Below are 18,986 nucleotides of genomic sequence, written 5' to 3' on the forward strand. Positions count from 1 at the left end.
TACATATCTCTGTTTTTTATGTGCATTTTATTAAACCTATCATCTTGCTAAAGAATTCCTACGCAAAATTGCACGATAACAGTGCATCGATTCGGCGATCTCCCGCTTGGTACACCGTTATAGTGCACACCCATCGTGTTTAGTGCGAAAGCCGCAATCACCTGAACGCTAAAAGGCAGGCCCGCCCGGAAAAATTCAGCATTGAAAAAACCGATATGAACGTAGGGTGGATAAGCGAAGCGCATCCACCCATATTGTGCCGGTGGATGCGCTTCGCTTATCCACCCTACTCATGTCAGTGCGCCGTCAGCAGGGAATACAGGGTCGCCAGGTTGGTGACGAGCAGGGCGATAGCCAGGATCTTCCAGGCCAGCAGAGGATTTCGCTGCATCAACGGCAGGGCTTCCTCGGCGGCCAGAAAATTCGGGTTCGGGGTGGAAAGGTCGTAAAGAAATTCGGAAAGATCGTCGTAGCGGAATTCGTGCCGTATCGCCGTCGCTTTTTTCAGCGCGCCGTCGATCCAGAGCGGCACCATCGGATTACATTGGATGCTCGGCACGTAGCGGAGCTTATCCAGATTCGCCTTATTCGGTTTTTCCGGCATCGACCGGCCGAACGGCAGCGCGCCGTTGATCATTTCGTAGGCGATCACACCGAGCGAAAACAGATCGGACTTGATCGTGCCGCGCCGGCCCAGGTGATATTCGGGCGCGGTATAGTTCAGCGTGCCGAGCGGGTTTTCGGCGCTGCCGTGATCGAGCGGCGTGATTTCGGCGATGCCGGCGATCTTGACCGAACCGAAGTCGATGATCTTGACCGCGCCGTGCCGGTCGAACATGATGTTTTCCGGCTTCAGGTCCTGATGCAGCATTTCCATCCGGTGAAACGCCCGCAGGCCCTGCGCGATCTGTTCGACGATTTTCCTGACCTCCCTGATCTCGGGCTGCGGGTTTGCCCGCATCCATTCGGCCAAGGTCGGCCCTTCGAGGAATTCGGTTACATAATACAGACAGCTTTTATCGCGCTCGGAGCCGAGCGTTTTGACCACGTGCTCGCTGTGGATGCGCTTGCCGGCCCATTCCTCGTGCAGGAAATGTTCGATGTAATGGGTGTCGTCCTCATACAGTACGGAAGGCGTTTTCAGGATCATCCGGACGCCGGTTTCGGTATCGAAGGCGCGGTAAATCTGCGTGCGCTTGCTGGCGTGCATTTCCTCCTCGATCCGGTAGCCGTCCAGAATCATGCCCGGCTTCAAAGGCGGCGGAAACGGCCGCTGGCGGCGGTCGCGCAAAATCTCGTCTTCCCTGAGCAGCGGCAAGCCTTCGATCCGGAGCAACTGGCAGGTCAGGTTGTCGTCGCTCCGGTTGTCCGCCGCCTTTCTGATGATGCGGTTCGCGACGGCGGTCAAATCGCCGCCCTCCGTCAGCAATTCTTTTAAGGACTTCTCGTCGATAAAATCGTGCACGCCGTCGGTCGTCATCAGAAACAGATCGCCGCGCATGAGCGGCAGCGCCTGATAATCGACTTCCAGGCGCGGCTCGATCCCCATCGCCCGATTCAGGTAGTTGCGTTCGCTGCCGGCCCGGACCCGGTGATCGCGGGTCAATTGTTCCAGATTTCCGTCCCGCAGCCGGTAGATCCGCGAATCGCCGACATGAAAAATATGCGCGGTGTTCGACTTCAACACGATCGCGCTGAGCGTGCTGACCATCCCGTGCGTCGCGTCGAAACGCCGCTGGCCCTGGCTGTGCAGCCAGGAATTGATGGCCGAAAGAATCTTTTGTCCGGCGTATTTGACCGACCAGGAATCGGGCGTGCTGTAGTAATCGTCCAGAAACGCCGCGACGCAGCAATGGCTCGCTTCCCTGCCCGCATCGCAGCCGCTCATCCCGTCCGCAATCGCCGCCGCGATACCTTTATAGGTCAACTGATGATCTTCGGGAGCCAGCGAACCGACAAAATCCTGATTCTCCTCCTTGATGCCCCGATCGCTGGCATAGGCAACGCTGACGGTGAGTTTATTTGTCGACATAGGATTTTTAGGGCGGATGCCGACAGGCGATCCGCCAATTGGCAATCATCATTGGCTATCGGCATACGGCGGAACCGCTATCGCGTTCCGCCTTACACTCGATAAGGATTATCAATTAACCTCGATCATCTCGATCGTGCCGTCTTCCAGCACCTCGGCCATGTGTCCCTTCGGCTCGTCGATGAACTGGACCGCGATCAGCACGAAGAACGCCACCGCGCCGATCGCCAGGAAAAACTCGGCCGGCGTCACGAACGACAGCACGGTCAGAAATACGACCCCTCCAACATTGCCGTAGGCGCCGACCATCCCGGCGATCTGGCCGGTCATCCGCCGCTTGATCAGCGGCACCATCGCATACACCGCGCCGCAGCCCGCCTGCACAAAGAAGGAGCAGGCCAGCGTCACGCCCACCGCCCACGACACCGGCCAGCTCGAATTGATCTGCGACATGCACAAGAAACCGATCAATACGCCCGCGGTCACGATCGTCAACGACAGTTTACGGCCGAAACGGTCGCTGAACCAGCCGCCGCCCGGGCGCGCGACCATGTTCATGAACGCGAAGCTGCCGCCCAGCAGGCCCGCCTGCACCATCGTGACCCCCTGCGTTTCGTGAAAAGTATTGAAGAAGAACAGCGGCAGCATCGACACGACCGCCAGTTCGGAACCGAACGTGATCAGATAGGACAGGTTCAGGATCGTGACCTGCTTGAATTTGTACCGGTGAATTTCTTCGACCGGCTGGAATACATGGTCCTTGTTCACCTGGATAATCTTGTGGACGTTGTACAGGAACAAAACCCAGATAAACGCGTGAATGGTATAGGCGATGTTTCCGGGCAGCATGTTCACGCCGGCCGGCGACAGCTTCCAGGTCAACAGCGACAAAGTCGCGTACAGCGGAATCGTCATTCCGATATAAAAAATCAGATCGCCGACGCCGGTCACTTCCATCGCGCCGGATTTTTTCGGCTTGAAGTAAGTGGAGCCTTGCGGCGTGTCGGAGACGCTGAAATAATAAATGAAGGCATACACCAGCGCGATTATGCCGGTGCTGGCAACCGCGTAGCGCCAGCCTTCGTCGCCGCCGAACAGCAGCGCGATCAGCGGCAGCGCCCCCGAGGCCGCCGCCGAACCGAAGTTGCCCCAGCCGCCGTACACGCCCTCGGCAATGCCGATCTGCCGAGCCGGAAACCATTCGCCGACCATCCGGATCCCGATCACGAAGCCCGCACCGATGAAACCCAGCAGAAAACGGGCCAGCGCCAGCTGCTCAAAGCTCTCCGCGAACGCGAACATAAAGCACGGAATGCTGCCCAGCCCCAACAAGAGCGAATAAGTCCGCTTGGGCCCGAACTTGTCGACCAGGATCCCGATCGCGATACGCGCCGGAATCGTCAAGGCAACGTTCAGGATCAGGATCGTCTTGATCTGGGAGTCGGTCAGATTCAGCGTCTTGCCGATCGCCAGCATCAGCGGCGCATGGCTGAACCAGACCACGAAGCTGATGAAAAACGCCAGCCAGGTCATATGAAGAATCTTCATTTTTCCCGAAAAGGACAATAGATTAAAGGTTGGATTCGACATGATGAATGCTCTGCAGAAATCGAAGAAGTGCTCCTGCACAAGCAGGATGCATGCCAATCCGCCCGAATCGGTTTTACGCCTAAGCAATTGATTTATATTGGATCAACTGATTGATCTTTGCACCAAGATGAAAGTCCCGCAAAACAGAAAGCACCAAAGCAATGCTCCAGGCCCTGGAATGGTGCGTTTTTTGAACGGCAACGGACATTCGCGGCCTGCGCCGGAGAGATTGGGATAAAGATTGTGCACCGCGCACCGGTTTATCGCCGGAAGAGAGCATGGGCGGAGCATCCTTGCCCGACTTCCTATGCAAGCCGTCTCCGGCCCGGCAGAGGAAAGCGAACAATAAACCTGCCGCAGTAACCGGATTGAGCCCGCTGTCCCGGCTGAACCGAACTCGGTGCAACCCGGTCCCATGGGAAAAGAGGGCAAGGACGATTGTGCGCGAATGTCAAAGCCGCCCGGAAGTCACCCCATCCGGCGCATTCGGCACAACCCCCGCCTGCCCTGCATTGCCGATACGGGAGATTTGCATGTTCAAGATTTTACCGGCGTTGGTGATCGCATTGCTGACCGCAAGCTGCGCGTCGACAAAACCGGTTCTGTATCCCAACGATCATTTCAGCAAAGTCGGGCGGGAAACCGCCGACCGCGATATCGAAAATTGCATGCGGCTTGCAAAGTCTGCCGGCGCCGATTCAGCCGGCAGCAGCGTGGGACAAGGCGCGGCCCGGACGGCGGGAGGCGCGGCAGTCGGCGCGGCCTCCGGCGCCGTGGGAGGCGCAGTCGTGGGGGCGGCAGGCTCCGGCTCGGCGATTGGCGCGGCCAGCGGCGCCACGGCCGGGCTGCTGTACTGGCTATTCAGCAAGCCTCAGCGCAGTCCGGCCTTCGAAAATTTCGTGGACCGGTGTCTTCAAGAGCGCGGATATCAACCTGTAGGCTGGGATTAGAACATTTTCATACCGCGTGTAGGGAAGTCCTCACCTTCTGAAGGGTGCCCTGCCGTTAAGTCCAGCCCCGTAGGGTACGCTGTGCGTACCCTCGATGTCGAAAGGTACGCACAGCGTACCCTACAGGCAACCCGTAAGATACAGAGGATTTTATGCTGGCGGTAGGTCTTCAAGCATGGGGAACGGGGTTATCAACCCCGTTCCGCTCAGGGGATTGCCGAGATCCAGATGACAGGGAGGTATGAGAGTCAACCCGCCTGGGTTTCCGGATGCCGGCAATCCCTGCCGGAATGACGTGTTCTCCTTACGAAGGCCATATACCCAAAGCGAAAATGCTCTAGTCGTTCGTTAGCCTGCCTCATGGCCGATGAAAAACGGGATCGGCAGCGTATTTCCTGACCGATCGTTCCGGTGGAACATAAGTTGAGCCTGTAAAAATTAGTTCTTTTCCAGGTTCTATCGAGACAGAGACGCACTCATTTGAATGAGATAAACGTCAAAAGGCTTACGATGGCGCAAGCTTGCCCTGTAAAAAAAACGGGACTTGATCGGCCGGCAAAGGCTTACTGAAATAATAGCCCTGGACGGAATGACAGCGTAACTCACGCAAGAATTCGAGCTGCGCTTCCGTTTCCACCCCTTCCGCCACGACTTCGAGCTTCAACTGCTGCGCCATGACGGTAATTGCGGCCACAATCGCTCTGTCGTTGGGATCCGTAGAAATGTCGTTAATAAACGATTTGTCGATTTTGAGCGTATCGAGAGGAAATTGTTTGAGATAGCTGAGCGATGAATAGCCGGTGCCGAAATCGTCGAGCGATAATCGTATGCCTTTCCTTTTTAAGACGTTAAGCAGTTGCATGGCCGTCTCCAACTGATGCATGAGTGTTCCCTCGGTGATTTCCAACTCCAGCAGACCGGGCGGCAAACCGGTTTCTTCCAATGCCTCCTGAATGGCTTCCAACAACGGATGCTGAGGGTGCCGCTGATGCTGAACCTGATGGAATTGACGGCTCGACAAATTGACGGCCACCCGCACAGGCCAGCCCTGTTGCTGCCAACTGCGGGCCTGAGTGCAGGCCGCTTTCAAGACCCAGGCGCTTATCGGCACGATTAAACCGGTTTCCTCGGCGACCGGGATAAAATCATCGGGCGGAATCAGCCCCAATTCCGGATTCATCCAGCGAATCAAGGCTTCCATTCCAATAATCCTGCCCGTATCAATGGCAATCTGAGGCTGGTAATAAAGCACGAACTCACTCTGTTCCAGAGCCCGGCGCAAATGCTTTTCCAGCTTCATATAATTCCGGGCCGAACTGTTCATGGCCGGAGTAAAGTACTGGTAATTGTTTTTCCCCAGTTTCTTTGCGTGATACATGGCCGTATCGGCATCGGCCAAAAGCCCTTCCGTATCCTGGGAATTGACCGGATAGATGCTGATTCCGATACTGACGCCGACAAAAATTTTATGTTGATCGATCATTAAAGGCTCCGCGAACCCTTCCAGAATTTTGTCCGCAACCTTGGCCGCATCCAGGACATCGGAAATGTTGGGCAGCATCACGATGAATTCGTCGCCTCCCAGGCGAGCCGCGGTATCATCCTCGCGCAAACAAGACTTGATCCGCTGCGCCACCTTTTTCAGCAAGCTATCCTCGAACGTATGGCCCTGGGTATCGTTGACCATCTTGAAATTGTCCAGATCCAGGAATAAGACGGCGACACTGCCGTTATTGCGGTGTGCATGCAAAATGGCCTGTTTTATTCTGTCCATGAACAACACCCGATTGGGAAGATCGGTCAGGATATCGTAATGCGCAATATAATCGAGCCGCTGCTGCGTCCGCTTGAGTTCTTCCATTTCACGCGCATTATCCAGAACCAACGATAGCGAATGAGCGAAACTGAAAGCGATTTCTTCGTCTCTCTCGCTGAAGGCGCGGCCGTCAGTCCTGTCGCTCAGGTAGAGCCGGCCATACACGTGCCCCCGCTGCGCAATGGGCACCGCCAATAACGATTTCATCGGGGGATGGTGCGCCGGAAAGCCGATGCGGCGCGGATCGAGAGCCATATCCTCCAAACGCACCGAGATGTTTTCCCGTATCACGATGCCGAGCAGCCCTTTTCCTTCCGGCAACCGGCCGATAGCCCGCGCCTGCTCGGCACTGATGCCCGTATAAATGAAATGCCTGAGCTGCCCGGACTCATCCAAAATCCCAATGGCGCCATAGCGGCATTCCAGAAGAGAGGCGAGCGCTTCGATACCCGTCTGCAACAAACCGCTCTCGACCGATGAATGGGCCAGCACGCTCAACAAACGGCGCGAAGCCTCATGGAGCTCGGCCAATTTCTCCGCCCAGCAAAGCGTTTGCCGGTGCTCGATCTCCAGCATTTCCTTCAATTGCCGAGATTCGGACAACAACTCCTGCTCTCTCCGCAAAAGCATTTCTTGAATACTTTGCCTGGTCACAGCCCCGATAAATCGCTGCAGTTCAAGAACCGCCAGCGCATCTACCTCATGCCGTTCCATGAATTCAAGCGCGTAGAGCACATCCTTGTTCGGCGGGATCGCCAATAGAACTTTGTGTCCGACCAGGTCGGCAAAAATCCATTCGGGATGTTGCAAAACATCCTGCCCGGTAGCCAAACCGCAAAAATCTCCCTCGTCGATGCATTCCCTAAAAACGGCAAATAAAGGTTGGCCTGTCATTCGTTTGTGCCCGGGGCGCTCTTCTTCCAGTACGCGAACCACGCAAGGGCTCAAACAATCGCCGACAGTTAACGGTTTCATTAATGATCGGACGACAAAAAGACGTTGACGTCAACAACCGCATGCAACACTTCATCCGGTCCCATCATGGGCTTCATCCGGGCCACCACAAAATCAATGAGTTCTTCCCTGGATAAACGGCGCAATATCGGTTGGCGCACCAGAATATCCGAAATCACCTCGTCATCCAGCTCGATATGTTCGAAAGGCGTCTTGACCAGTAATTCGATGGCTCTCCGCATGGCGATGCAACCGATCGGCGAGTTTCTGCCTAAAACCAGCATATCTTTTAAAGGAGGAATGGCGTATTCACCGACGTGGACCGAAATGCGTACTCTTCTATCGTTAGTTGCCATGCGACATATCCAGCAAAAAAAGAATCAAAATTTTAATTTTCAATTCCAGGGATTGATTGTGATTGAAGCCGTAAAAGCCTTCTATAACATCTTCGTCTAAATTGGGCCTTATGTTCTGGCATTTAAAAAGCTTTTCGGCTGACCGCTCTATTCTCTCATTTTTTATATGGGTATTGTCAACTCTGATTTATGCGCAATGCGCCTGTTTTTAATGGCTTGGTCGAAGCCGAGAAATTAAGCGACATATACGGAATGTCGTCAAATTTCCTTTATTTTAATTTTGATTAATAATGCGACTTTGCTTTACGACTCTTTGAATATCAATTAAATTTAATACTTATTAAAATATTCTTCACTATTTATCGTCTTAAGTATATCTATGGTCCCATTCCTCAAAGATAATTAAAGCGATAGCGATTGGATATAAAATAAATACATCAAATATCCATTCAGCGTGCAGCCCTTCTAACCAGAACAACAAAAATATTAATAATCAAATAGTTCCGATCGAACACACCTTGAACCGGAGCGAATCCGGAATAATAGTCTTGATACATTTCCCATAAAGAATTAAAAATTCTGCAATTCCACCTTTCTTTCTTTCGTTCGCTCCAGGGTTGACCAATACCTAAGGTTTTTTCCGTTCGATGCGTTTGAGCAATTCAAACAGATCACTGCCGGTCGACAGCTCGTAGGATGTGCTGACCATCGGGAAGCGCATCGTTCGCGATCGCCCCTGTGCCAACGCCAGAAGGCATCTCTCGTGAACAATCTCGAACGATGCGATGCGCTTCACTTTGTTCGGCACATCCTACGGCCCTTCAAAGTCATGGCGGATTGCCTATCGGCGAATCCGCCACCGGGTTATGGTAAAAACGTGTCGACGTCCACGCCATCCAGACCAACCTCGGATAATGGCACGTCCATCACTTCGGCCTGGGTTTTAACTACATCGATGATGTCGTAATAGGCATACAACGCCCCTTGATCGCCTTTATGCTTCGCGCGCCGAGCGGCTTCTACCGCAGTCTTGACAACCTCCTGCAACAGTATTTGATAGTCGATTTGTTCGCTCATTTTTTTCTACCCTTCAAAATACCTTCGATGATGGCTTTATACGCCGCGTTGCGCGCAATATCCTTTGGCCATTTGTTTTTCACGCATAGCAAGTAGGGTAAACGAAGTCCTGTAGTCAGGTCGGGCAACCGTTTTATCGTTGCCCGACATCCATGTGGCGATCATGCTTTGGAATATTGCGCGGGTCTGAAATCCCGTCACCTTTTCAAGGCATTGTAAATGTCGGGCGCCAAAAGCGAGTGTCCGACCTACACGACTGACGACATTCGTCCTATGCGCTGCCATCCGACTCTTAAAATAACCCATTTTGGGATAACCCGCAATAGGTTATTAGTCTGGGCGCATGCCCAGTTCACTACACAATGTCGATTACCAGATTTTCAGGAGTCTGCTTGTTCAGGCCAGGGTTGCTTCGGGTTTGACGCAGATGCAAATCGCGGAAAAGCTGGGGAAACCGCAGAGCTACATTTCCAAGTACGAGCGTGGGGAGCGGCGGTTGGATTTTCCCGAATTTATTGAGCTGGCAGACATTCTGGAAATTGACGTGGCGGGTTTTGTTTCAGATTATCGGGCGGCATTGGCACCGATAAAAACTCACAAAGCGCGCCGCATAAAGGGAACCTCTAAAAATACCTGATTGAAAGGTAAATAGAGTAGGTCGGGCAACAGCTTCATCGTTGCCCGACATTTAGGCGTAGCGAAGAGGCTGTTCGATGATTCGTAACCATGACTTCATACCGTCATATCGAAAATTTCGGGCACAAAAAGCGTGCCCGACCTGCACGACTGTCGCAGCATCGAGGCTACGGAACTACCTACGAAGCTTGATAATCTCGGCGATCAGACGCAAATCGACGGTGTCTTCCGTTTCTTCGTAGTTTTGCGCCACCAACTGCAAGACCTGCTCGTCGGTCGCGCGCAGCCGCTTTGCTTGCGCCACGTTCAATTCGTCGGCATGGTCGTGCAGCCAGCCGCGCAGCCCGACCAGCAAAAACGTATCGTTGGCATCGGGGTCCCAATATTGAATATAAACCTCATAGATTTTTAAGTTTTTCAATACCTGCGATGCCATAGGGGTTGTTCGTTATCGTAATGATAAAAAAGCATAAAAAAAGCGCCGTTCGGGCGCTTTTTCTAACGGACGGCATTTCGATTACCGCATTCTGCCGATCATTTCTCCAAGTCTGACCGGCAGGCCGGAGGCCAGACCCTCGCGCCATGCGGCGCGGTCCTTGCCGAACAGCACAATAATCGTCGAACCCATGTTGAAACGGCCCATTTCTTCGCCGATCCGCAAAATCGGCGCATCTTCTCCGTAGCGCCAGGTTTGCACGGCGTTGGCGGTCGGCGGCGTCACCACGCCGTGCCAGACCGTTTCGACGCTGGAGACGAAAATCGCGCCGACCAGCACCAAAGCCATCGGCCCGATCTCGGTGTCGAAGATCGCCGCGACCCGCTCGTTGCGCGCAAACAGGCCCGGCACTACGTTCGCGGTGGCGGTATTTACGCTGAACAGGCGCCCCGGAATGTGCGCCATCTCGCGCAGGGTGCCGGTCAACGGCATGTGGAGCCGGTGATAATCCTTCGGCGACAGATAAATGGTCGTAAATACCCCGTCCTGAAACGGCGCCGCCCGTTCCTCGCTGCCGCCGAGCAAGTCCACGGCCGTAAAACTTTTGCCTTTGGCCTGAAAAATTCGGCCGCCGGTGATCGCGCCGGCCTGGCTGACCGCGCCGTCCGCCGGGCAGGCGATCGCATCCGGCGCATCCGGAAACGGCCGGATGCCGGGCTTCAATTCGCGGGTGAAAAAATGGTTGAAACTTTTATAAGCCTCGATATTCGGTTCGAGCGCTTCGTCCATGTTCACGCCGTAATGGCGGATGATCCGGCGGATAAAAAAATTCTTCCAGGCCGCATGTTCCGAATGGGTCAGACGGCTCATCAGCCGCGACAGCGTATGCTGCGGCAGCAGGTATTGCGGCAGCGCGGTCAACAGGTCTTTGATCATATTACCTTCAGGACAGGTGGACCGGCTGCGGCGCTTGCCAGTCCGGGTTGCGATGCTCGGCGACGACGGTCGTGTAAATGCCGCCGCGGACGTTGAACTCGGCGCGTACGCGCAGAAAATTCGGCCGGATCGCGGCGACGATGTCGTTCAGGATTTGATTGGTCACCGCTTCATGAAAGGCGCCCTGGTCACGGAACGACCAGATATACAATTTCAGCGCTTTCAGCTCGACGCAGGCCGCTGCCGGCACATATTCGAGGCGGATCGTCGCAAAATCGGGCTGTCCGGTCTTCGGGCACAAACAGGTGAATTCGGGAATGTCGATGCGGATCGTATAGTCCCGGCCGGGCTCGGGGTTTACGAAGGTTTCGAGGTCTTTGCTGGGTTGTGTACTCATTTTTTGTAAAAAGCCGGTGGAATCAATAACCCTTTATTTTACCAGTATCCGAGGCAAAATGGCTGCCCTCGCGATCGCCCGCGCGAAAATCGCTTGAGTGACCGGACAACCGACCCGGTTCACCGACCCGATGCCAAACGCAAAACCGGCGTCAACGCAGCGTCGAGAATGTCCGCCTGGCCGTACAGGGAACAGGCCCTGTGTAAGTGAACTTTTACCGGGCCGCACTTTCTGAATAAACGTAATCCGGCTTTGGGAAAGGAGAAAATCTCAAGGCACACCTCATACCGGCAAGAGAGTTGCGCTCTTACTTTTTTCCTATAAATTTTCCCAATCGAAAGAGAAGATTGGCTATCCAAAAAGATTAAATTACTATAGGCGGCCCAGGCGCATTATCAAAAACGCATAAATACCGTCGCTTTTCACTTCCTTGGCGGCTTCGGAGGCTGACAATCGGCGAACATGAAAATGGCATGTTTCGTATGGCTTACGTTTTACCCAAACCTGTACCTGTAACACTACGAATGCCGATTCCAAACGAGCTATAGATTTTTGAAAAATTTTCCTTTCCGAAATACGCCCCACGCCGCCAGGTCGAGCACCGACCGGAATTCACGATTCACTTTAAAACAGTCTGCGCGGCGCCTAAGTGCCTCCCGGTCCCGCGCATCCGGATTACCCGATTTTAATAGCCGATCAATGCGATACCTCATAAAAATCAACCTCTGGCTTGCACTCGGCTATTTCATGGGCGGCTATTTCGGCACCTTGCTGTCGATACCGCCCAGCCACGCCAGCCCGGTCTGGCCGGCGGCGGGGATCGCTTTCGCCGGTATGTTCACCTACGGATACAAAGTCGCTCCGGGGCTCCTGGCCGGTTCGTTTGCCGCTCAGACCTTCTCCTTTATCGACGCGGTCTATCCGGGCAACATAAAATTCTCCCTGTCCATCGCCAGTATCGCCAGCGCGGGCTCCGTTCTGCAGGCAGCCCTGGGCGTCTGGCTGACCCGCCGTTATGTGGGTGCCGACAACCCCTTGACCAGAGACCGCAGCATCCTGCGCTTCATTGCGCTCGGCGGACCGGCCAGCTGCATGTTGTCCGCCTCGCTCGGCATCTTCACCCTGTTTCTGTACAACGCTATAACGCCCGACGATCTGCCGTTAAGCTGGCTGACCTGGTGGATAGGCGATACGATGGGGGTATTGATTTTCACGCCTTTGCTGCTGAGCTTCATCGGCGTGCTGCGCAACCGCAAAAACATGCGCCTCAATTGGGTTGCCTTGCCATTGGCCATCCTGTCGCTGCTGGTGATCGTGATTCTGCATTTCGGCAAACAGCAGGAACAAAAGCGCATCGATTCGCTGTTCGACGAACAATGCAGCCTGCTGCATAACGCCCTGCAAAACGAATTCAACCGCTATATCGAGGTCAATCGGAACATCAAGGCATTCTTCGACAGTTCGCTTCCCGTGAATGCCGAAGCCTTCCGGCATCTTACCCAGCCTTTCCTGAAGGACAATCCGGACATCCAGGCGCTGGAGTGGATACCGAGAATTCCGGCGGCTGAGCGGGCCGCCTACGAAGCCCGGATCGGGAAGCCGCTTTACGCCGAAGCGGCCGAAAACCGCCGCCCCCTTCGCCCGGCCCCGGTACGGCAGGAATATTTCCCGATTATCTATGCCGAACCTCTGGCGGGCAACGCCGAAGCCCTGGGGCTGGATATTTCATCCAGGCCGGATACCTACACGGCGATCCAAAAAGCCCGGGATACGGCTCAAACGACCCTCGCCGGCCAGATACGGCTCGTGCGGGATACGTCCCCGCAGCCCGGCGCGGTGATTTACACCCCGGTTTATTTCTCCGATCGTCCGCTTGCCACGCTGCCGGAGCGGCGCGCGGCACTGGCAGGATTTATCGCGAGTGTTTTCCAGGTGCCGCGGAAAATCGGAACCGTTAAAGAACAATTCGCCGATTTACAGCTGCTGTTGAGAATAACCGACAGCGGCAAAGAGCTGCTCAGCGAAACGGCGCTCATGCCGAAGCTGTCGCCGGATTTTCCCAGGCTGGAAAAGTCCCTGCCCCTGCGCGTGGCCGACCGGACCTGGATCGTCACCTACTCCGCGACCCCCGAATTTTACGCCGAACAGCTCAACTGGAATATGTGGTGGCTGATCCTGGGCTGTTTTCTATTTACCGGCCTCACCGGAATCGGTTTGCTGATGCTGACCGGACGCACACTGCAAACCGAAGAGGTAGTCAAAATCCGTACCCGCGAACTCCAGAGAAAAATCAGGGAGCATAAAAACAGCGAGGACAAAATTCAACGCCTGACCCAACTGTATGCCGCCTTGAGCCATTGCAACCAAGCCATCGTGCGCTGTACCTACGCGACCGAACTGTACCGGCAAATCTGCCGTGATTCGGTCGAATTCGGAGGCATGAAAATGGTATGGATAGGCCTGACCGACGCCGAAAAACAACGCGTGGCTCCGGTAGCCTGGGCCGGCGACGGAATCGAGTATCTTCAGGAAATCGATATGGATCTGGCGGAAGGATCGCCGTTCCGCAACGGGCCTTCAGGAACTGCGATACTCGAAGGCCGGCCGGTCTGGTGCCAGGATTTTTCCCACGCCCCCTCCACCCTGCCCTGGCATGAAGTGGCGTCCCGTTACGGATGGGGCTCGAAGGCGGCGCTGCCGATTCACCGTAACGGCGAGGTCGTGGGCGTCTTCTGCCTGTACGCAGGCAAGACGCATGCGTTCGACGAAGACGTGCGCGATCTCCTGCTCAAAATGGCCGGGGACATCAGCTTCGCCCTCGACAATTTCGCAAGGGAAGAGAAACGGACCCAGGCCGAATGCGCGCTGCAGAAAAACGAGCAATTCCTGCGCGCGATCATCGAGACCGAACCGGAATGCGTCAAGGTGGTCGACAAAAACGGCGATCTGCTCGAGATGAACGCCGCAGGATTGAAGATGCTGGAAGCCGATTCTCTGGATCAGGTGCGGCAGCACGAACTGCTCAATTTCATTCTGCCTGAATACCGGGAGGCCTTTACCGCCCTGCACAAACGCGTGATGAAAGGCGAGCAAGGTTCTCTCGAATTCGAAATCACCGGGCTCAAAGGCTCGCGCCGCTGGCTCGAAACCTATGCCGCGCCGCTGCCCGATCACCACAACAACGTCGTGATGCTGCTCGGCGTTACCCACGACATTACCCAGCGCAAACTCGCCGAACAGGCCCTGCAGGAATCGGAAACCCGCCTGATGCTCGCGATCAAGGGCTCCAACGATGCGCCCTGGGATTGGGATCTGGAAAAAAACCGCCTGTACTACTCGCCCCAATGGTGGCACATGCTGGGCTACGAAACGGACGAACTGCAAAGCGACGCCAAACTCTGGCACAGCCTGGTCCATCCGGACGATCTCGATTTCATCCAGAACGATTTACGCAAGGCGCTGCACAGAGGACAAAGCATGCATGCGATCGAATTCCGCCTGCGCCATAAGGACGGCCACTACGTGCCGATCCTGGAACGCAGCTTCATTTCGCGCAACAAGGAAGGCAAGGTCGTGCGCATCTCGGGCACCAACATGGATCTGACCGAACGCCGCCAGGAGCAAAACCTGGAAGAACTTCGCGGATTCATGCTCGAATGCATCACCAGCAGCACGCCCTTGACCGAGATTCTGGAGGCTATCACGCACAAAGTCGAAACCCTGATGCCTGACACTTGCTGTGCGATCTTCCTGCTTGACGATAAAGGACGCAGCCTGAATCCGGCCGCCGCCCCCAGCCTGCCCGATTTCTACAAGAGCGGCATCGACGGACTGCAAATCGGCGACGACACCGGCTGCTGTGGCTATGCGGCCGGCAAGGGCGAAAGCGCGGTGGCCTACGATGTGATGACGGATCCCCGCTGCGCCCGGATCAGAGACCTGCTCGTACGGGCCGGCCTGAAGTCCTGGTGGTCGGAGCCGATACAAGGCCCCGACGGCAAAGTACGGGGCTCCTTTGCGGTTTACCACCGCAAAAAGGCCGTACCGAACGCATACCAGTGTAAACTGATCGAAACCGTGGCCCATTACGCCGCGCTGACGATCGACCGCAAGCGCGCCGAGACGCAGCTCAAGCTGGCCGCCAAAGTGTTCGAACAAAGCCAGGAAGGCTTCATGATCACCGATGCACGCCGCCGCATCCTGAAAGTCAATCCGGCCTTTACCGCGATTACCGGCTATACCGAGCAGGAAGCGCTCGGTAAAAGCGCCGGTATTTTGGCGTCGGGACGCCACGACCGCGAGTTCTACCGAAACCTCTGGGAAACGATCCGCGCCCAGAACTTTTGGCAGGGGGAAATCTGGAACCGGCGCAAGAACGGCGAAGTTTATCCCGAATTATTGAACGTCAGCGTCGCGCGCGACCATTCGGGCAACGTCACCGAATATGTCGGCGTCTTCGCCGATATCACCCAGCTCAAAGCGTCCGAAGCGCAACTCGAATTCCTTGCGCACCACGACACGCTGACCTCGCTCCCGAACCGGCTGCGCCTGTTCTTCCGCCTCGAACACAGCATCGAAACCACCAAACGCGAAGGCACGCAACTCGCCCTCCTGATGCTCGACCTGGACCGCTTCAAGGACGTCAACGACAGCTTCGGCCATCTGGTCGGCGACCAGCTGCTGCAATTGGTCGCCAACCGGCTGGTCAACCGGGTACGGGACATCGATACGGTGGCCCGGCTGGGCGGGGACGAATTTACGGTGGTGCTGGAAAATATCACGCATCCGGAAGATGCCGCCCGCATCGCCCAGGCGGTCATCAACGACCTCAGCGAGCCCTGGTCGATCCCGAATGCCGGCGAAGTGCTGATCGGCGCCAGCGTCGGGATCAGCCTGTATCCCCAGCACGGGCATACGCCCGAATTACTGCTGCAGCAGGCCGACGCGGCGCTGTATGAAGCGAAGGAAGGCGGCCGCAACCGTTTCGCCTTCTTTTCCAACGAGTTCACCGAAGCCGCGCGCCGGCGCATCGAGATGGAAGCGCGCCTGCGCCGGGCGTTGGTGCAGAACGAACTGCTCGTGTATTACCAACCGCAGATCGACATCGCGACCGGCGAGATCGTCGGCGCCGAAGCGCTGGCCCGCTGGCAGGATCCCGTCGAAGGCATGATTTCGCCGAACCATTTCATTCCGGTCGCCGAACAGACCGGCCTGATTCAGGCGGTCGGCGCCTGGGTGCTAAAAGAAACCTGCCGCCAAGGCAAGGAATGGCTCGATAAGGGCTTCAAACCGATTTCGCTGGCGGTGAACGTTTCGCAGCATCAAATCCGCCAAAGCGACATCAACGTCCTCGTGGCGGAGGTGCTACGGGAAACCGGGTTTCCAGCCCGCTATCTGGAACTGGAACTGACCGAAAGCGGCCTGATGGAGCGCCAGACCGACGTGATCGAAATTCTGAAGAGCCTGCGCGAGCAAGGCGTGCGCCTGGCGATCGACGACTTCGGCACCGGCTATTCGTCTTTGGCCTATTTGAAGCGCTTTCCGTTGAATGTGCTGAAGATCGACAAGAACTTCATCGACGACATCCCGGATCAGCAGGATGACATGGAAATCGCGTCCACGATCATCGCGATGGGACACATTCTCGGCTTCAAGGTGCTGGCCGAAGGCGTCGAAACGTCGGCGCAGCTTGCCTTCCTGAAAGAAAAAGGCTGCGATCTCTATCAGGGCTTTCTGGTCAGCCATCCGCTGCCGGCAGCGGAATTCGGCGCCCTGCTCGCCTCCAGGGAAGTAGCGGATGCCCTGCTCGAAAAATGCCGGCAGGCGGCGGTCAGGTAGCTTCTTCCCGTTCGAAAAATGCCTGCACCTCCGCAATGTCGCGGGTGCGCCGCATCGCCGGCACGCTGTCCAGAAAGATTTGCCCGTAGGAGCGCTTGAGAAGGCGCGGGTCGCAGACCATCAGGACGCCCCGGTCGGTCACGTCGCGGATCAACCGGCCGATGCCCTGCCGGAGCGCGATCACCGCCGCCGGCAACTGGTATTCGAAAAACGGATTGCGCCCCTGCCGCCTCATCGCCTCCATCCGCGCCTTCAACACCGGATCGCCGGGCGATGCGAACGGCAATTTGTCGATGATCACGCACGACAGCGCTTCGCCGCGCACGTCGATGCCCTCCCAGAAACTGGACGTGCCGAGCAGCACCGCGTTGCCGGCCTGCTTGAACTGTTCCAGCAGCACGCCTTTCGGCCGGGTGCCCTGAATCAAAAGCGGATAGGGAATTTTGTCGGCCAGTAGTTCGGCCGCTTCTTTCAACGCGCGATGGCTGGTAAACAGAAAAAACGCCCGCCCCCGGCTGGCCTGCAGCACCGGCACCACGAAATCGAGGATCGACGCGGTAAAATCCGGACTCTCGGGTTTCGGCAAGCCCTTCGGATGATAAAACAGCGACTGACTTTCATAGTCGAACGGGCTGTCCCAGCGTGCATTTTCGGCATCGGCGATGCCGAGCCCGTTTGCGAAATGCGTGAAGCGCTGGGCCACGCTCAAGGTCGCCGAGGTAAAAACCCATACCGCCTGGCTCGCTTGCATGAAATGCCTGAATTCGGCGGCGATGTCGAGCGGCGTCCGGCTCAGAGTAACCGTCTTCCGGTGCGTTTCATACCAGCGGATCCACTTGCCGCCGGCCTCTTCGGAAACGGTCTTCAATTGCTGCGCAAGTTCCTCGGCCCGCTTGAAGCACAGTTCCAGTCCTTTGCTCTTCACCGAGGCCAGTTCGAGCTGGTCGGCCAGGTTCTGCAATTGGCTCCGAACATCCGCCAACCCACCCAAAATTTTCGGATTGCTCTCGATCTCCCGCCATTCGCCGCGCTTCAGCTCGATCCCGAACGCCAGGCGCAGGTCCTTGCTGCCGTGTTCGAGCGCTTCGCAGGCGGCGCGCAAGGCCGGCAGGTCGGTGGCATCCTTGAAATACTCGGCCAGCGCATCCCGAGCCAGATCGTTCAACTGCTTGCTGCCGACGTTGACGCCCAAAAAATCGGACGCGGTAGCGGCCAGCTGATGCGCCTCGTCCACGATGATCACGTCGGCCTTCGGCAGAAGCTCGCCGAAGCCGCCGCCGCGAATCGACCAGTCCGCGCATAAGAGGTGATGATTCACGACCAGAATTTCGGCTTCCTGCGCGGCTTTCCGGGCCTTGACCAGAAAACAGTCGGCATAATGGGGGCAGTCCTGGCCCAGACAATTCTCGACGGTCGAGGTGGCCTGATACCAGACCGGATTCGCCTCGGTCACCTCGGACATTTCGGCGATATCGCCGGTTTTCGTGCGCTTCGCCCAGGACTTGATCTTGCTCAGCGCGTCGGCATCTTCTTTGCTGAATCCGAACGCGGAATTGAGCGAATTCTCCAGCCGGTAAGTGCACAGGTAATTGCCGCGGCCTTTCAGCAGCGCGGCCATAAAAGGCGTCTTGATCGCCTTGCGGATCAACGGCAGATCCTTGTTGAACAACTGATCCTGCAGGTTTTTGGTGCCGGTCGAAACGATCACCTTGCTGCCCGACAAAACCGCCGGCGCCAGATACGCAAAAGTCTTGCCGGTACCGGTGCCGGCTTCCGCGATCAGATGCCGCCCGGACCGGATCGTCTCCGCGATCGCCTTCGCCATTTCGATTTGCGGCGCGCGCGGCCGGTAGCCCTTGGTCGCCTTTGCCAAACCGCCTTCGCGGCTGAAAAATAATTCTAATTCGGTCACTCGATTTCAGGAGATCGGGCTGAAGGGTTTGTAAAAAGAAAAAACGGCTTATATTC

At 56.1% G+C, this 18,986-nt stretch carries 13 protein-coding genes; 3 read left to right on the plus strand and 10 right to left on the minus strand.

Annotation, left to right across the window (positions count from 1 at the left end; all coding sequences use genetic code 11):
- Window positions 1-295: 295 nt before the first annotated feature.
- Window positions 296-2,032, minus strand: a complete 1,737-nt coding sequence (locus METAL_RS15335; RefSeq protein WP_005373721.1) for a bifunctional protein-serine/threonine kinase/phosphatase — start codon at window positions 2,030-2,032, stop codon at window positions 296-298.
- A gap of 111 nt (window positions 2,033-2,143) precedes the next feature.
- On the minus strand, window positions 2,144-3,622 hold the full coding sequence (locus tag METAL_RS15340; RefSeq protein WP_005373723.1) for a NarK family nitrate/nitrite MFS transporter: 1,479 nt from the start codon (window positions 3,620-3,622) through the stop codon (window positions 2,144-2,146).
- Window positions 3,623-4,155: 533 nt separating this feature from the next.
- Here METAL_RS15340 and METAL_RS15345 point away from each other — a divergent pair.
- Window positions 4,156-4,572 carry a glycine zipper family protein gene (locus METAL_RS15345; protein WP_005373726.1) on the plus strand — a complete coding sequence of 139 codons (417 nt, stop codon included), beginning with the start codon at window positions 4,156-4,158 and terminating at the stop codon, window positions 4,570-4,572.
- A gap of 505 nt (window positions 4,573-5,077) precedes the next feature.
- Here METAL_RS15345 and METAL_RS15350 read toward each other — a convergent pair.
- The 4 genes from METAL_RS15350 to METAL_RS15365 all read right to left on the minus strand — a co-directional run bounded on the left by METAL_RS15350 (window position 5,078) and on the right by METAL_RS15365 (window position 8,775).
- The gene (locus METAL_RS15350) at window positions 5,078-7,363 is read right to left on the minus strand and encodes an EAL domain-containing protein (protein WP_005373728.1); all 2,286 of its coding nucleotides are present in this window, start codon (window positions 7,361-7,363) and stop codon (window positions 5,078-5,080) included.
- Window positions 7,363-7,698: a hypothetical protein gene (locus METAL_RS15355; protein ID WP_005373730.1), complete on the minus strand. Its 336-nt coding sequence runs from the start codon at window positions 7,696-7,698 to the stop codon at window positions 7,363-7,365. The genes METAL_RS15350 and METAL_RS15355 overlap by 1 nt, the downstream gene beginning before the upstream one ends.
- Before the next feature lie 628 nt (window positions 7,699-8,326).
- Window positions 8,327-8,506: a hypothetical protein gene (locus tag METAL_RS15360; RefSeq protein WP_040578366.1), complete on the minus strand. Its 180-nt coding sequence runs from the start codon at window positions 8,504-8,506 to the stop codon at window positions 8,327-8,329.
- Window positions 8,507-8,562: 56 nt separating this feature from the next.
- Complete coding sequence (locus METAL_RS15365; protein WP_005373732.1) at window positions 8,563-8,775, minus strand: hypothetical protein; 213 nt, start codon at window positions 8,773-8,775, stop codon at window positions 8,563-8,565.
- A gap of 343 nt (window positions 8,776-9,118) precedes the next feature.
- Between METAL_RS15365 and METAL_RS15370 the strand changes: the two genes are divergently transcribed.
- Window positions 9,119-9,412 carry a helix-turn-helix domain-containing protein gene (locus METAL_RS15370; RefSeq protein WP_005373733.1) on the plus strand — a complete coding sequence of 98 codons (294 nt, stop codon included), beginning with the start codon at window positions 9,119-9,121 and terminating at the stop codon, window positions 9,410-9,412.
- Between the two features lie 174 nt (window positions 9,413-9,586).
- Here the strand turns inward: METAL_RS15370 and METAL_RS15375 are convergent, their stop codons facing one another.
- The 3 genes from METAL_RS15375 to queF form a co-directional block, all read right to left on the minus strand.
- On the minus strand, window positions 9,587-9,847 hold the full coding sequence (locus tag METAL_RS15375; protein WP_005373735.1) for a hypothetical protein: 261 nt from the start codon (window positions 9,845-9,847) through the stop codon (window positions 9,587-9,589).
- A gap of 81 nt (window positions 9,848-9,928) precedes the next feature.
- Window positions 9,929-10,783 carry an archaetidylserine decarboxylase gene (asd, locus tag METAL_RS15380; RefSeq protein WP_005373736.1) on the minus strand — a complete coding sequence of 285 codons (855 nt, stop codon included), beginning with the start codon at window positions 10,781-10,783 and terminating at the stop codon, window positions 9,929-9,931.
- A 7-nt stretch (window positions 10,784-10,790) separates the two neighbouring features.
- Window positions 10,791-11,180, minus strand: a complete 390-nt coding sequence (gene queF / locus METAL_RS15385; RefSeq protein WP_005373738.1) for a preQ(1) synthase — start codon at window positions 11,178-11,180, stop codon at window positions 10,791-10,793.
- 699 nt (window positions 11,181-11,879) lie between these two features.
- Here queF and METAL_RS15390 point away from each other — a divergent pair.
- Entirely contained in the window at window positions 11,880-17,018 is a 5,139-nt protein-coding gene (locus METAL_RS15390; RefSeq protein WP_005373740.1) for an EAL domain-containing protein, read from the plus strand.
- Here METAL_RS15390 and yoaA read toward each other — a convergent pair.
- Window positions 17,011-18,930, minus strand: coding sequence for a DNA repair helicase YoaA (gene yoaA / locus METAL_RS15395; protein WP_005373742.1), 1,920 nt, complete (start codon window positions 18,928-18,930; stop codon window positions 17,011-17,013). The two genes, METAL_RS15390 and yoaA, sit on opposite strands and share 8 nt — an antisense overlap.
- Between the last annotated feature and the right edge of the window lie 56 nt (window positions 18,931-18,986).

This window comes from Methylomicrobium album BG8 (genome assembly GCF_000214275.2).
Classification (GTDB): Bacteria; Pseudomonadota; Gammaproteobacteria; order Methylococcales; family Methylomonadaceae; genus Methylomicrobium; species Methylomicrobium agile.

Coding starts and splice junctions, on each gene's coding strand:
- METAL_RS15335 (WP_005373721.1), bottom strand. CDS start 2,032: ATGTCGACAAATAAACTCACCGTCAGCGTTGCCTATGCCAGCGATCGG.
- METAL_RS15340 (WP_005373723.1), bottom strand. CDS start 3,622: ATGTCGAATCCAACCTTTAATCTATTGTCCTTTTCGGGAAAAATGAAG.
- METAL_RS15345 (WP_005373726.1), top strand. CDS start 4,156: ATGTTCAAGATTTTACCGGCGTTGGTGATCGCATTGCTGACCGCAAGC.
- METAL_RS15350 (WP_005373728.1), bottom strand. CDS start 7,363: ATGAAACCGTTAACTGTCGGCGATTGTTTGAGCCCTTGCGTGGTTCGC.
- METAL_RS15355 (WP_005373730.1), bottom strand. CDS start 7,698: ATGGCAACTAACGATAGAAGAGTACGCATTTCGGTCCACGTCGGTGAA.
- METAL_RS15365 (WP_005373732.1), bottom strand. CDS start 8,775: ATGAGCGAACAAATCGACTATCAAATACTGTTGCAGGAGGTTGTCAAG.
- METAL_RS15370 (WP_005373733.1), top strand. CDS start 9,119: ATGCCCAGTTCACTACACAATGTCGATTACCAGATTTTCAGGAGTCTG.
- METAL_RS15375 (WP_005373735.1), bottom strand. CDS start 9,847: ATGGCATCGCAGGTATTGAAAAACTTAAAAATCTATGAGGTTTATATT.
- asd (WP_005373736.1), bottom strand. CDS start 10,783: ATGATCAAAGACCTGTTGACCGCGCTGCCGCAATACCTGCTGCCGCAG.
- queF (WP_005373738.1), bottom strand. CDS start 11,180: ATGAGTACACAACCCAGCAAAGACCTCGAAACCTTCGTAAACCCCGAG.
- METAL_RS15390 (WP_005373740.1), top strand. CDS start 11,880: ATGCGATACCTCATAAAAATCAACCTCTGGCTTGCACTCGGCTATTTC.